Origin of the sequence: Streptomyces sp. NPDC051041, from assembly GCF_044456065.1 — a bacterium.
GTDB lineage: Bacteria > Actinomycetota > Actinomycetes > Streptomycetales > Streptomycetaceae > Streptomyces > Streptomyces glaucus.
Map to the genome: position 1 here is coordinate 80,772 of NZ_JBITFM010000020.1, position 13,264 is coordinate 94,035.

General features: G+C 73.3%; 16 protein-coding genes. 4 read left to right on the forward strand and 12 right to left on the reverse strand.

What is annotated here, in order from left to right; all coding sequences use genetic code 11:
* Positions 1–128: 128 nt before the first annotated feature.
* The 3 genes from ACIBAI_RS25165 to ACIBAI_RS25175 are packed head-to-tail and all read right to left on the reverse strand — an operon-like array spanning position 129 to position 2,184.
* Complete coding sequence (locus tag ACIBAI_RS25165; RefSeq protein ID WP_399037613.1) at positions 129–818, reverse strand: SDR family oxidoreductase; 690 nt, start codon at positions 816–818, stop codon at positions 129–131.
* 26 nt (positions 819–844) lie between these two features.
* Positions 845–1,384: a TIGR00730 family Rossman fold protein gene (locus ACIBAI_RS25170; RefSeq protein WP_399037615.1), complete on the reverse strand. Its 540-nt coding sequence runs from the start codon at positions 1,382–1,384 to the stop codon at positions 845–847.
* On the reverse strand, positions 1,381–2,184 hold the full coding sequence (locus tag ACIBAI_RS25175) for a class I SAM-dependent methyltransferase (RefSeq protein WP_399037617.1): 804 nt from the start codon (positions 2,182–2,184) through the stop codon (positions 1,381–1,383). The genes ACIBAI_RS25170 and ACIBAI_RS25175 overlap by 4 nt, the downstream gene beginning before the upstream one ends.
* A gap of 83 nt (positions 2,185–2,267) precedes the next feature.
* Here ACIBAI_RS25175 and ACIBAI_RS25180 point away from each other — a divergent pair, with 83 nt between their 5' ends.
* Both ACIBAI_RS25180 and ACIBAI_RS25185 read left to right on the forward strand, forming a co-directional pair.
* Positions 2,268–2,591, forward strand: a complete 324-nt coding sequence (locus ACIBAI_RS25180) for a DUF427 domain-containing protein (protein ID WP_344606029.1) — start codon at positions 2,268–2,270, stop codon at positions 2,589–2,591.
* Between the two features lie 37 nt (positions 2,592–2,628).
* The gene (locus ACIBAI_RS25185) at positions 2,629–3,408 is read left to right on the forward strand and encodes an alpha/beta fold hydrolase (protein ID WP_399037619.1); all 780 of its coding nucleotides are present in this window, start codon (positions 2,629–2,631) and stop codon (positions 3,406–3,408) included.
* A gap of 57 nt (positions 3,409–3,465) precedes the next feature.
* On the opposite strand, the gene mnmA is transcribed toward ACIBAI_RS25185, so the two are convergent.
* On the reverse strand, positions 3,466–4,596 hold the full coding sequence (gene mnmA / locus ACIBAI_RS25190) for a tRNA 2-thiouridine(34) synthase MnmA (RefSeq protein ID WP_399037620.1): 1,131 nt from the start codon (positions 4,594–4,596) through the stop codon (positions 3,466–3,468).
* A 60-nt stretch (positions 4,597–4,656) separates the two neighbouring features.
* Between mnmA and ACIBAI_RS25195 the strand changes: the two genes are divergently transcribed.
* Positions 4,657–5,397 carry an N-acetylmuramoyl-L-alanine amidase gene (locus ACIBAI_RS25195; protein WP_399037621.1) on the forward strand — a complete coding sequence of 247 codons (741 nt, stop codon included), beginning with the start codon at positions 4,657–4,659 and terminating at the stop codon, positions 5,395–5,397.
* A 10-nt stretch (positions 5,398–5,407) separates the two neighbouring features.
* Here ACIBAI_RS25195 and ACIBAI_RS25200 read toward each other — a convergent pair whose 3' ends face one another.
* From ACIBAI_RS25200 to ACIBAI_RS25210, 3 genes are all read right to left on the reverse strand, one after another.
* Positions 5,408–6,571 (reverse strand): cysteine desulfurase family protein, encoded by a 1,164-nt coding sequence (locus ACIBAI_RS25200; RefSeq protein ID WP_399037624.1) that lies wholly within the window; start codon positions 6,569–6,571, stop codon positions 5,408–5,410.
* A 176-nt stretch (positions 6,572–6,747) separates the two neighbouring features.
* Positions 6,748–7,014, reverse strand: coding sequence for a DUF4190 domain-containing protein (locus ACIBAI_RS25205; RefSeq protein ID WP_399037626.1), 267 nt, complete (start codon positions 7,012–7,014; stop codon positions 6,748–6,750).
* Positions 7,015–7,058: 44 nt separating this feature from the next.
* The gene (locus ACIBAI_RS25210; RefSeq protein ID WP_399037683.1) at positions 7,059–7,244 is read right to left on the reverse strand and encodes a hypothetical protein; all 186 of its coding nucleotides are present in this window, start codon (positions 7,242–7,244) and stop codon (positions 7,059–7,061) included.
* Positions 7,245–7,341: 97 nt separating this feature from the next.
* On the opposite strand from ACIBAI_RS25210, the gene ACIBAI_RS25215 reads away from it, so the two are divergent.
* A complete protein-coding gene (locus ACIBAI_RS25215) occupies positions 7,342–7,968 on the forward strand; it encodes a TetR family transcriptional regulator (RefSeq protein ID WP_399037628.1) in 627 nt (208 codons plus the stop codon).
* Between the two features lie 86 nt (positions 7,969–8,054).
* Here the strand turns inward: ACIBAI_RS25215 and ACIBAI_RS25220 are convergent, their stop codons facing one another.
* The 5 genes from ACIBAI_RS25220 to ACIBAI_RS25240 all read right to left on the reverse strand — a co-directional run bounded on the left by ACIBAI_RS25220 (position 8,055) and on the right by ACIBAI_RS25240 (position 13,126).
* Positions 8,055–8,906: a thioesterase family protein gene (locus tag ACIBAI_RS25220; protein ID WP_399037629.1), complete on the reverse strand. Its 852-nt coding sequence runs from the start codon at positions 8,904–8,906 to the stop codon at positions 8,055–8,057.
* A 70-nt stretch (positions 8,907–8,976) separates the two neighbouring features.
* On the reverse strand, positions 8,977–9,648 hold the full coding sequence (locus ACIBAI_RS25225) for a trimeric intracellular cation channel family protein (RefSeq protein ID WP_344606043.1): 672 nt from the start codon (positions 9,646–9,648) through the stop codon (positions 8,977–8,979).
* 72 nt (positions 9,649–9,720) lie between these two features.
* A complete protein-coding gene (locus tag ACIBAI_RS25230) occupies positions 9,721–11,010 on the reverse strand; it encodes an ABC transporter ATP-binding protein (protein ID WP_399037631.1) in 1,290 nt (429 codons plus the stop codon).
* A 14-nt stretch (positions 11,011–11,024) separates the two neighbouring features.
* On the reverse strand, positions 11,025–12,131 hold the full coding sequence (locus ACIBAI_RS25235; RefSeq protein WP_399037632.1) for an ABC transporter ATP-binding protein: 1,107 nt from the start codon (positions 12,129–12,131) through the stop codon (positions 11,025–11,027).
* Positions 12,128–13,126 carry an ABC transporter permease gene (locus ACIBAI_RS25240; RefSeq protein WP_399037634.1) on the reverse strand — a complete coding sequence of 333 codons (999 nt, stop codon included), beginning with the start codon at positions 13,124–13,126 and terminating at the stop codon, positions 12,128–12,130. The genes ACIBAI_RS25235 and ACIBAI_RS25240 overlap by 4 nt, the downstream gene beginning before the upstream one ends.
* Positions 13,127–13,264: the final 138 nt, after the last annotated feature.

The following is a 13,264-nucleotide window of genomic DNA, read 5'->3' on the forward strand; positions in this document are numbered from 1 at the left end:
CGGCCGTCCCCGGGGCCGCCTCCCCGGGTCCCCGTCCCGGCCCGGGCGGCCTCGTCCGCGGGGTCCTCCCGTCCCCGGCGCAGAGGGCGGCCCCGGACGGGTCCGCGCCCCTCGCTCCCCGGGGTCCCCTAGCGTCCCGGCCGTACCGTCAGGTCGTTGACCTCCGCGTCCCTCGGCAGGTCCAGGGCCATGAGGATGGCCGTGGCCACCGACTCGGGGTCGATCCACCGGGACGGGTCGTACTCCCTGCCCTCCTGCTGGTGGACCTTGGCCTGCATGGGGCTGGCGGTGCGGCCGGGGTAGACGGAGGTGACGCGGACGCCGTTCGCGTGCTCCTCGTGGCGCAGGGAGTCGGCCAGGGCCTTCAGGCCGTGCTTGGAGGCGGCGTACGCGGACCAGTCGGCGTGGGCGTTCAGGCCCGCGCCGGAGTTGACGAACACCACGTGGCCCTGGCTGACCCGCAGCTGGGGCAGGAGCAGGCGGGTCAGCTCGGCGGGGGCGATCAGGTTGACGTCGAGCTGGCGGCGCCAGGTCTTCGGGGTCAGCTCGCCGACCGGGCCGAGGTCGACCACCCCGGCGATGTGCAGCAGCGAGTCCACCCGGTCCGGAAGCGACTGGTGCGAGAACGCCCAGGAGAGCCTGTCGGGGTCCGCCAGGTCGCCCACCAGCGTCTTCGCGCCGGGGAACGCGGCCGCCAGCTCCTTCGCGCGGGCCGCGTCGCGCGCGTGCAGGACGAGGTCGTCCCCGCGCGCGTGCAGACGGCGGGCCACGGCGGCGCCGATGCCGGAGCCGGCTCCGGTGATCACATGTGTAGCCATGCCCGCCATGCTCGCACCACGCCGGCTCACACCACGCCCCGGCTCTCCTCCAGGTAGGCCAGTGCCCCCACCGGCTCCTCCGCGAAGAACACCAGCTCGGCCAGCGGGCGGGGCAGGAAGCCCTCGTCCTCCATGCGCCGGAACTGCTCCTTGAGGCCGTCGTAGAAGCCCGCGGTGTTCAGCAGCACCACCGGCTTGTCGGTGTGGCCGTGCTTCTTCAGCTCCAGGATCTCGGTGGCCTCGTCGAGGGTGCCGGTGCCGCCCACCATGATCACCACCGCGTCGGCCTTCTCCAGCAGCAGCCTCTTGCGCTCGGCCAGGTCACGGGCGACCACCATCTCGTCGACGCCCGGGCGCGCCCGGTCCGACAGGAACTCCACCGAGACGCCCACCAGCCGCCCGCCCGCCTCCTGCACCCCGTCGGCGACCACCTTCATCAGCCCGACGTCCGAGCCGCCCCACACGAGCGTGTGCCCGCCCTTGCCCAGCAGCTCGGCGAACTCACGGGCCGGGCGGGTGTAGCGTTCGTCGAGGTCGGCGGCGGAGAGAAAGACGCAGATGTTCATGGGCCCACCGTACGGGCCGCCGGTGACACCGCGGTCACCCGCATCTTGGACTGCCGGTGCGGAAGCTCCTCCCAGTCGTCCATGAGCCGGGCCGACAGGCCGTGCCGCGCGGCCAGCCGGACCAGGGTCTCGGTCCGGTAGTAGAAGTCCTCGTGCAGCACCTGGTGCTCCTCGCCCTCGGTGCGGCCGAAGGTGAAGTCGAAGAAACCGCCGGGCGCGAGCACCCGGCCGACGTGGGCGAAGCACTCCTCGATGACGTGGAGCGGCGAGTGCGAGAAGACGCTGTGCGCGTGGACGACGTCGAAGTATCCCTCGGGCAGGAAGGCGAGGCCGAGGTCGTCGGCGAGCACCAGGTGGGGCAGCCTGGACTGCAGGCCCTCGCGCACCAGGGTGTCCTGCGCGGCGAGCAGGATGTGCGGGGAGATGTCGATGCCGTAGTAGTTGCCGGGGTTGAGGTACGCGATGAACAGCCGCCCGGCGCGCAGGTTGCCGCAGCCGATCTCCAGCATCCGGTCCTGCGGCTTCAGCCCGTGCCGCATCAGGTAGTCGAACTGCATCCGGCCGATCCGCTCCCACTGCTCCCGCGACGGGCTGTGGCCCACGGCCGCCTCGGCGCTGCGGGCCGTGTCGGAGGCCATCACGGCCCGGTAGTACGCGATGTGGTCGCGGTGGCGCAGCCGCAGCCAGGCGTCCCGCGCCGCCCGCCGCGCGTGGGCGGGGACGCGCTCCGGGTGGCGCAGGGCGTACCGGACCCGGTGGGCGAGGCTGCTGCGGTTCCTGGCGGGCTGTGCGGCTCCCATGGGGGCCCTCCTGGCGGGGAAGGAAGAACTCCGCTTCAGCGTGCGCTGTATCCGGGGACGCGGCTACCCAAGGAGGGTCGATCGTGACCACAGGGCACCACATCACCATCGAGCGGAGCAGCCGGCACGTGCGCGTGGTGCACGGCGGGCAGGTCCTGGCCGAGAGCGACCGGCCGCTGCTCCTGCGCGAGACGGGCTGTCCCGACCGGTACTACCTCCCCGCCGAGGACGTGCGGCTGGACCTGCTGACGCCCTCCGGGACGCGGACGCACTGCCCCTTCAAGGGGACGGCGTCCTACTGGTCCCTGCCGGACGCGGCGGACCTCGTCTGGGCGTACCCGGACCCGGAGCCGGACGTGGCGCAGATCAAGGACCACCTCTGCTTCTACGACGTGGAAGTGTCGTGAGCGACTAATCCCGTGCCGTAGGGCAGTCTGCTCAGCCATGGACAAGCAGACCCTTTCGCGCGACGGGACCCCCCTCGCGTACCAGAGCACCGGGCGGGGCCCGGCGGTCGTCCTCGTCAGCGGCGCGATGTCGACGGGCGGCACGGTGGCGCCGCTGGCCCAGCCGCTGTCGGAGCGCTTCCGGGTCGTCGTCTACGACCGCCGGGGCCGCGGCCAGAGCGGCGACACGGCGCCCTACGCGGTGGAGCGCGAGGTGGAGGACCTGGCGGCGCTGATCGAGGCGGTGGGCGGCGAGGCGTCGCTGTACGGCGTCTCGTCGGGCGGCGCGCTGGTGCTGCGGGCGGCGGCGAGCGGGCTGCCGGTGCGCCGGGCCGCCGTGTACGAGGTGCCCTACGCCCTGGACGAGAGCGCCGCGCGGGCCTGGGCCGAGTACGCCGAGCGGCTGACCGAGGCGCTCGCGGGGGACCGGCGCGGGGACGCGGTGGAGCTGTTCCTGCGCCTCACCGGCCTGGGCGAGGAGATGATCCAGGGGGCCCGCCGGTCCCCCCTGTGGGCCGGCCTGGAGGCGCTCGCGCCGAGCCTGGCGCACGACGCCGCCGTCATGGGCGACGCCCGGGTCCCCCGCGCGCTGCTGTCCTCGGTCCGCGTCCCCGTCCTGTCCCTGGCGGGCGGCGCGAGCCCCGGCTGGTTCCGCGAGGCGGCCCGGACGGTCGCGCGGACCGTCCCGCAGGGCGCCTACCGGGTCCTGGAGGGCCAGTCCCACGCGGTGGAGCCGGGGGTGCTGGCGCCGGTGCTGGCGGAGTTCCTCGCGGACTGACCGGGGCGCCGGGCACGCGCGCGTGCGGCGGACGGCGGGCACGCGCGCGTGCGGCGGTCAGGCCACGCTCGCCGTCGTGCGCGTCGTGGCGGCGATCGTCGCCGAGCCCACCACGCGCGTGCCGTCGTACAGCACGATCGCCTGGCCGGGCGCGACCCCGCGGACCGGCTCGGTGAAGGTGACCTTCAGCTCGCCGTCGACGAGTTCGGCCCGCACCTCGGTCTCGCCGCCGTGGGCGCGCAGCTGGGCCGTGTAGGTGCCGGGGCCGGCGGGGGCGGTGCCGCACCAGCGGGGCCTGATCGCCGTCAGGGCGCCGACGTCCAGGGAGGACGCCGGGCCGACCGTCACCGTGTTGGTCACCGGGGAGATGTCGAGGACGTAGCGCGGCTTGCCGTCGGGCGCCGGGGTGCCGATCCGCAGGCCCTTGCGCTGGCCGATGGTGAAGCCGTAGGCCCCCTCGTGGGTGCCCAGCTTGGTGCCGGACTCGTCGACGATGTCGCCCTCGGCCCGGCCGAGCCGCCGGGCCAGGAATCCCTGGGTGTCGCCGTCGGCGATGAAGCAGATGTCGTGGGAGTCCGGCTTCTTGGCCACCGCCAGGCCCCGGCGCTCGGCCTCCGCGCGGATCTCCTCCTTGGTGGTGACCGTGTCGCCGAGCGGGAACATCGCGTGGGCGAGCTGCTTCGCGTCCAGCACGCCGAGCACGTACGACTGGTCCTTGGCCAGGTCGGAGGCGCGGTGCAGTTCGCGGGAGCCGTCGGGGAGGGTCACGATCTTCGCGTAGTGGCCCGTGCAGACGGCGTCGAAGCCGAGGGCGAGCGCCTTGTCCAGCAGGGCGGCGAACTTGATCTTCTCGTTGCAGCGCAGGCAGGGGTTCGGGGTGCGGCCGGCCTCGTACTCGGCGACGAAGTCCTCCACCACGTCCTCGCGGAAGCGGTCGGCGAGGTCCCACACGTAGAACGGGATGCCGATGACGTCCGCGGCGCGGCGGGCGTCGCGGGAGTCCTCGATGGTGCAACAGCCCCGCGCGCCCGTGCGGAAGGACTGCGGGTTCGCGGAGAGCGCCAGGTGGACGCCGGTGACGTCGTGGCCCGCCTCGGCCGCCCGGGCGGCGGCGACGGCGGAGTCGACGCCGCCCGACATGGCGGCGAGGACGCGGAGGGGGCGGGTGCGCTGCGGGGTGTCAGTCATAACTCCTCCAGGGTACGGGGAGGCGGGAACCGGAGCCCGTGCGTATCCGTTGACGATCACGTGGGGGCGAGACGAGCATCCGAGAAGACCGAGGACACCCGAGCCGCCGGGCGCGCCCGGGCCGCGGACCGGCGCATCGGGCGGCGGGCCCTGATCGTCGGCGGGGCGGCGGCCGCCGCGGGCGCCGCCGTGCTGGCCCGCGACGAGCTGAGCCGCCTGTGGTGGCGGACGCCCGGCGTCGACAAGCCGCGCAAGGCGGGCGAGGTCGACTACCGGGGCGCCCGGTGGGTCGCGGCCTCGGAGGCGAACTGGCGGCGCGCGGACCGGCCCGACGACTACGGCATAGACATGGTGGTCGTCCATGTCACCCAGGGCAGCTTCGACAGCGCGGTGCGGGTGTTCCAGGACCCGGGGCACGGAGCGGCCTCGCACTACGTCGTCCGCAAGGACGGGCACGTCACGCAGATGATCCGCGAGCTGGACGTGGCGTACCACGCGGGCAACCGCGCCTACAACGAGCGCAGCGTCGGCATCGAGCACGAGGGCTTCGTGGACCGGCCCGAGGACTTCACGGACGCGATGTACGCCGCCTCCGCCCGCCTGACGGCGGGGATCTGCGCGCGGTACGGCATACCCGTCGACCGCGAGCACATCATCGGCCACGTGGAGGTGCCGGGGACGGACCACACCGATCCGGGGCCGCACTGGGACTGGGACCGGTACATGGAGCTGGTCCGCAGGGCCGGCGCGGCACGGACGCGGAGGGCCGGAGAGGACGCGTCCCGCCCCTCCTCCGGGTGAGCCGCGCCGCCTACGTCAGGCCCGCCGCCCGGGCCCGCTCCACCGCCGGGCCGATGGCCTTCGCGACCGCTTCGACGTCGGCCCGCGTGGAGGTGTGGCCGAGGGAGAAGCGCAGGGTGCCGCGGGCCAGGTCGGGGTCGGTGCCGGTGGCCAGCAGGACGTGGCTGGGCTGGGCGACGCCCGCGGTGCAGGCGGAGCCGGTGGAGCACTCGATGCCCTGCGCGTCGAGCAGCAGCAGCAGCGAGTCGCCCTCGCAGCCGGGGAAGGCGAAGTGGGCGTTGGCCGGAAGGCGGTCCACCGGGTCGCCGCCCAGGACCGCGTCGGGCACCGCCGCGCGGACCGCCTCGACGAGGGCGTCGCGCAGGGCGCCGATCTCCCGGGCGAACCACTCGCGCCGCTCGGCGGCGAGCCGGCCGGCGACCGCGAAGGAGGCGATCGCGGGGACGTCGAGGGTGCCGGAGCGGACGTGCCGCTCCTGACCGCCGCCGTGCAGGACGGGCACGGGGGCGTGCTCGCGGCCGAGGACCAGCGCGCCGATGCCGTACGGGCCGCCGACCTTGTGGCCGGACACCGTCATCGCGGCCAGGCCCGAGGCGGCGAAGTCGACGGGGACCTGGCCGAAGGCCTGGACCGCGTCGGAGTGCAGCGGGATGCCGAACTCGGCTGCGGTCTCGGCGAGTTCGCGGACCGGCAGGACCGTGCCGATCTCGTTGTTCGCCCACATCACCGTGGCCAGGGCCACGTCGTCGGGGTTGCGGGCGATGGCCTCGCGCAGCGCCTCGGGGCGGACGCGGCCGTGGGAGTCGACCGGGAGGTACTCGACGGTGGCGCCCTCGTGCTCGCCGAGCCAGTGGACGGCGTCGAGGACGGCGTGGTGCTCGACGGGGCTGGCCAGGACGCGGGTGCGGGCCGGGTCGGCGTCGCGGCGGGCCCAGTACAGCCCTTTGACGGCGAGGTTGTCCGCCTCGGTGCCGCCGGAGGTGAAGACGACCTCGCTGGGGCGGGCGCCGAGGGCTTCGGCGAGGGTCTCGCGGGCCTCCTCGACGGCACGGCGGGCGCGGCGGCCGGACGCGTGGAGGGAGGAGGCGTTGCCGGTGACGCTCAGGTGCGCGGTGAGTGCCTCGACTGCCTCGGGAAGCATCGGGGTGGTCGCGGCGTGGTCGAGGTAAGCCATGGTGACGCCGATTCTACGGGGCCGGGGCGGGCCCGGGCCGGGGCGCCCCGTCGGCGCCGCCGGCCGGCTCCCCCGCCGGCGCCGGGGCGGTCGGCCGGTGCCGGGCGCGTGCCGTGCGGCCCGGGGAGCCGCACGGGCACCGTGCCGGGTGCGCGTCCGCGGGTTCGCACGCCGGCTCAGAAGCTCCACGACACCGTGTGGTCCGCCTGGACGAGCGCCAGCAGGACCAGCAGGTCGGCCACGCCGAGGGCGAGGCCCAGGCGGGCGCGGCCGCGGCGGGCGGTGCCGCGCCGCAGGGCCACGGCCGCCAGCGCGATGGCGGCGGGGCCGAGGAAGACGTTGAACACGAGCAGGCCGACGAGGCCGAGGACGAAGGACGCGACGGCCATGCCGTCGGTGTCGCGGATGCCGGTGCGGTGGGCGGCCGGCGCGGTGAGGCGCATGCTGATCAGCTCCCGGCGGTCGGGGTCGCTCTGGCGTACGGGGGTCAGTGCGCGGGCGTGCCGCGGCGGCGGCCGCGGCGCTCGCGGAGCGCGAAGACGCCGAGCCAGACGGCGATGACGAGGCCGAGGGCGGCGGAGAGGCCGAGCGGGGCGTGGGCCACGGTGCCGAGCAGGACGCCCAGCAGCAGAAGCGCGGCGACGAGGAACAGCATGGCGGGATCCCCCAACATTTCGGTGAACGCTTGTAGTTACAGTTGTTCACTGAATTTCCAGTCTAACGCGCCGCACGGCTTTCCCATTCCGGCGGACGGCTGTTGACTGCACGGTATGAGTCACACCCTCGGTATCCGGCAGGCCCAGAAGCAGAAGACCCGGCAGGCGCTCCTGGACGCCGCGTTGGGGCTGCTGGAGGAGCAGAGCCTGAGCAGCCTGGGCCTGCGTGAGGTCACGCGCGCCGTCGGCGTCGCGCCGACCGCCTTCTACCGGCACTTCCGCTCCACGGCCGACCTCGGCGTGGCGCTGGTCGAGGAGGCCCTGGGCAGCCTGCACCCGATGATCCGGACGACGGTGTCCGCGGAGGGCGACAGCGACGAACGCGTCGCGCGCACCGTCGAGCTGATCGCCCGTCACGTGGACGCCTACCCCGCGCACGTCCGGTTCATCGCCCGCGAGCAGCACGGCGGGGTCCAGCCGGTCCGGGAGGCCATACGGGCCCAGCTGGACCGGTTCGTCGCGGAGGTGCGGACCGAGCTGGCCAAGGACCCGCAGGCCGAGGGCTGGAACGACGACGACCTGCTGATGCTCGCGGGCCTCTACGTCGACCAGATGCTGGTCACGGCCTCCCAGTTCCTGGAGACGCTGGACGCCCCGGAGGAGGAACGGCGGCGGATCACCCGGCTCGCGACCCGCCGGATGCGGCTGATCACCCTCGGCCGCCGCCACTGGCTCGACTGACCGCCCGGCCGCGCGCGGGGGCGGCGCGCCGGGCGCCGGACGCGCCGCCCCGGCCGCGGCCGCGAACCGGGCGGCGCCCGGGCCGCTCAGCCGAGCCGGGCCCGCGCGAGCTGACGGGACTGGGCCACCAGCCGGCCGGCGCCGTCCCAGACCTCGGCGTCCTCCTCCAGGAAGCCGCCGGCCAGGTTGCGCGTGGTGACCGACACCCGCAGCGGGCCCGGCGCCGGACGGCACCGTACGTGCACGGTGAGCTCGACCGTCGGCACCCAGCCGGTCAGCCCCAGCTCGAAGGCGGTCGGGGGCAGCGCGTCCACCGCGAGGAGCAGGGCGAGCGGGTCGGCGTCCCGGCCGTCGGCGAAGCCGAACCAGGCCCGCATCTCGCCCCTGCCCGACGGCTCGCCCAGCGCCCAGCCCAGGGTCGCCGGGTCGAGCTTGAGCATCAGCCGGTCGGTGATGGGCGAGCTGACGGAGCCGGGGGCGGGCGCGTCGTCCGCCCCGAAGCACTGGTCCGGCGGCGGGATGGCGGGGGGTTCGGCGGTCGTGCGGACGTCGTCCGGCAGGGCGTCCAGGTCGCCGTAGGAGGCGAGGACGCGGAGGCGTTCGACCTCGCGGCCCTCCTCGTCGTACTGGAGGAGGGAGGCCTGGCCGGTGGAGAGGGTGCGTCCGGTGCGCACGAGCTCGGTGCGGACGACCGCCGGGCCCGGGCGGGAGGCGGTCAGGTAGTGCGCCGAGAGGGTGAACGGGTCGGGGTGCGGCAGGGCGTCCGCGAGGGCGCGGCCCAGGACGGCCAGCAGGTAGCCGCCGTTGACCGCGCCGAAGACGGTCCAGCCGGCGGAGAGGTCGATGTCGTAGACGCCGGGTTCGCGCCGGGTGACCGCGGTGTCCCGGTCGAACTCGCTGTCGCCGACCGTGGCCCGGGCGGTAGCTGCTTGTGCCATGGACCGCACAGTACAACAGGAAACTACTAAGCGGTAGCTTGCAGTTGCGGGCGGGCGGGGCGGGCGGGGCTCACACCGGGAGGTGCTCCTCCTCGCGCACCGTCGACCGCCGGTTCCACGCCCGCGGGGCCCGCCAGTGGAACCGCATCGCGAGCAGGCGCAGCACGAAGGCCGTGACGACCGCCAGGCCGCTGGTGAGCGGGGTGAGGGCGTCCCAGCGGATGCACAGGGCGACCATGGCGGCGCCGACCGTCGCCGGGACCGCGTACAGGTCGCGGTCCCAGCGCAGCAGCGACGGCACCTCGTTGGCGAGCACGTCCCGCAGCACACCGCCGCCCACCGCGGTCGCCAGGCCGAGGCAGGCGGAGGCGGTCAGGCCGAGCCCGTACTCGTACGCCTTCGTCGTCCCGGTGACGCAGAACAGGCCGAGGCCGGCCGCGTCGAAGACGTTGACGCCGGTCTGGATGCGCTCCACCTGGGGGTGGAGGAAGAAGACCAGGAGGGCGGCGAGCAGCGGGGTGACGAAGTAGCCCAGGTCCGTGAAGGCCGCGGGCGGCACGGCCCCGATGATCAGGTCCCGGATCAGTCCTCCGCCCAGCGCGGTGACCTCGGCGAGGACGGCGATGCCGAAGACGTCGAAGTTCTTGCGGACGGCCAGCAGGGCGCCGGAGATCGCGAAGACGAAGATCCCGACCAGGTCGAGCGTGTGCTGGACGGAGGGGCTGAAGAGTTGCTGGAGCACCCTTACATTCTTACGCAGCGACGAGCCCCCGCCTTCCGTTGGAAGGCAGGGGCTCGATCCGGTCTTCAGGTGCTACTTGTCGGTGGAGCCGGTGGAGTCCTCGGAGGCCGCCTCGGACTCTTTGGAGACTCCCGACGTCTTGGAGGCTCCGGACGTCTTGGAGACCTCCGGGCTCCCGGGAGCCCCGGCGGCCTCCGCGGAGTCCTTGACGATCTCCGCCGCCACCGCCGTCGACGTCTCCGCCGACTCCGCGAGGACCTCGTCGGCCACCAGCTCCGCCGCCTCCTTGGCGGCGGACAGCAGCACCGTGTCCTGCGGCTGCTGGTCCTCGAAGTTCTCCGGGTGGTGGCAGGCGACCCGCTGGCCGGGCCGCAGCTCCGCCAGCGGCGGCTCCGTGGTCCGGCAGATCTCGGTCGCCTTCCAGCACCGGGTGTGGAACCGGCACCCGCTCGGCGGGGAGATCGGCGAGGGCACGTCGCCCTTGAGCAGGATCCGCTCGCTCTTGGCCGTACGGCGACCGGGGTCCGGGATCGGCACCGCCGACATCAGCGCCTTGGTGTACGGGTGCATCGGCGTCCGGTAGAGCTGGTCGCGGTCGGCCAGCTCCACGATCTTGCCGAGGTACATCACCGCGATCCGGTCCGAGACGTGCCGGACGACCGAGAGGTCGTGCGCGATGATCACGTAGGTCAGGCCCAGCTCCGCCTGGAGGTCGTCCAGCAGGTTGACCACCTGCGCCTGGATCGACACGTCCAGCGCGGAGACCGGCTCGTCGGCCACCACCAGCTTGGGGTTCAGCGCGAGCGCGCGGGCGATGCCGATGCGCTGGCGCTGGCCGCCGGAGAACTCGTGCGGGTAGCGGTTGTAGTGCTCGGGGTTGAGCCCGACCACCGACAGCAGCCGCTGGACCTCCTTCTTGACGCCGCCCTCGGGCTCGACGCCCTGGAGCCGGAAGGGGGCCCCGATGATCGTGCCGATGGTGTGGCGCGGGTTCAGCGACGAGTACGGGTCCTGGAAGATCATCTGCACGTCGCGGCGCAGCGGGCGCATCCCGCTCACGCCGAGGTGCGTGATGTCCTTGCCCTCGAACTCGACCTTGCCCGCGGTCGGTTCGAGCAGCCGGGTGATCAGCCGGCCCATCGTCGACTTGCCGCAGCCGGACTCGCCCACCACGCCCAGGGTCTCGCCGGAGCGGACCTCGAAGTCGAGGCCGTCGACCGCGCGCACCGCGCCGACCTGCCGCTGGAACAGGCCCTTCTTGATCGGGAAGTGCTTCTGCAGCCCGGTCACCTTCAGCAGGACCTCACCGGGGGCGGCGTCCTCGGTGAGGGTGGCGCCGGCGCTCTGCGCAGGGACGTTCACCGCTTTTTCCTCGCTCACAGCTTCGGCGCAATCTCTTCGGCCCAGATCCGCTCCCGCTGTTCCTGCGTCATGTGGCAGGCGGCCCAGTGCCGGCTGCCGACCTCGGTCAGCTCGGGGCGGACCGTGCGGGTGACGTTGTCCTTGGGCACATCGGCGTACGGGCAGCGCGGGTTGAAGGCGCAGCCGGACGGGAGGTTGATCAGGGAGGGCGGGGAGCCCTTGACCGGGATGAGGCGGTCCTGCTGCTCACGGTCCAGGCGGGGCATCGAGCCGAGCAGACCCCAGGTGTAGGGGTGGCGGGGCTCGTAGAACACCTCATCCGCCGGGCCGCGCTCCACGCAGCGGCCGCCGTACATCACCAGGAGGTCGTCGGCGAGCTCGGCGACCACGCCCAGGTCGTGGGTGATGATGATGACCGCCGAGCCGAACTCCTTCTGCAGGTCCCGGATCAGGTCGAGGATCTGCGCCTGGACGGTCACGTCCAGGGCGGTCGTCGGCTCGTCCGCGATGAGCAGTTCGGGGTTGTTGACCAGCGCCATCGCGATCATCGCGCGCTGGCGCATACCGCCGGAGAACTCGTGCGGGTAGTTGTCGACCCGCTTGTCCGGCTGCGGGATGCCCACCCGGTCGAGCATCTCGACCGCCCGCCGGCGGGCGGTCTTCTTGTCGACGTCGTGGTGGGTGCGGTACGCCTCCACGATCTGCTGGCCGATCGTGTAGTACGGGTGCAGCGCGGACAGCGGGTCCTGGAAGATCATCGCCATCTTCCGGCCGCGCAGCCTGCGCACGTGGTCGGGATCGGCGGACAGCAGCTCGGTGCCGTCCAGCCAGATCTCGCCGGAGATCTGCGCCTTGCGCTTGCCGTACTGCCCGGCGGTGTGCAGGCCCATGATGCCGAGCGAGGTCACCGACTTGCCGGAGCCGGACTCGCCCACGATGCCGAGGGTCTTGCCCTTCTCCAGCTGGAAGGTGAGCCCGTCGACGGACTTGACCAGGCCGTCGTCGGTCGGGAAGTGCACCTTCAGGTCGCGCACTTCCAGGAAGGCGGTCGGGGCGGGCGACGCGGGCGAGGCGGAGGTGGGCTCCCCCACGGCCGCGTCGCTCTTGCTGACTTCGGTCATGCGAGCCTCACTCGGGGGTCGATCACGGCGTACAGGACGTCCACCACGAGGTTGGCGACGAGCACGGCGATGGAGGTGATCAGGGTGACGCCGAGGATGACGGGCAGGTCCTGGGTCTTGATGGCGTTGAGCACCTCGCGGCCGAGGCCGGGCAGGTTGAACGTCGACTCGGTGAGGATCGCGCCGCCGATCAGGGCGCCGAGGTCCATGCCGAGCATGGTGAGGATGGGCGTCATCGTGGAGCGCATGGCGTGCTTGCCGATGACGGTCCGCTCGCGCAGGCCCTTGGCGCGGGCGGTGCGGATGTAGTCCTCGCCGAGGATCTCCAGCATGGTGGCGCGGGTGATCCGGGCGTACATCGCCGCGTAGAGGAAGGCGAGGGTGATCCACGGCAGGATCATGCCGCCGAGCCAGCCGGCGAAGCTGTCCCCCACGGGCACGTACTGCGCGTCGAGCCAGCCCAGTCCGTAGGAGAAGATCGCGAGGCTGAGCAGGCCGGTGAAGTAGATGGGCAGGGAGACACCGGCGAGGGCGACGAGCATCGCACCGCGGTCCCACAGGGTGCCCCGCTTGAGCGCGGAGAGCACGCCGGCGGCGACACCGAACAGCAGCCACAGCAGCGCGGCGCCCAGCGCGAGGCTCAGGGTGACCGGGAACCGGTCGGTGAGCACCGGCCAGATGGCCTGTTCGCTGCGGAAGGAGTACCCGAAGCACGGGGCGGAGCAATGGGTGACGTCGCCCCCGCCCACGTACGTACGGCCCGCGAAGAGTCCCTTGAAGAACTCCCAGACCTGGGCGTAGATCGGGTCGCCCAGCCCCAGCTTCTGCCGCACGCCCTCAACGGCGGCGGGGTCCGCCTGCTTGCCGACGAAACTCGCGGCGATGTCGACGCCCGCCCACTTCGGGACGAGGAAGAAGATGCTGAAGACCACCATGACGATGACCACGAGCATCACTGCGGCGGCGAACAGCCGCCTGATGAGGTAAGCGAGCACAGCTACGGCCCGCCGCGGTACCGCGGGCCACCGGAGGTCTCCCCCACTGCCCCAAGGGCGTGGGGGGCGCCCCCACGGTGGCCCGCGGTCACGCCGCGCCGGCCTTCACCTGCCTTTCGTGCCGTACGGCGGGTGTGC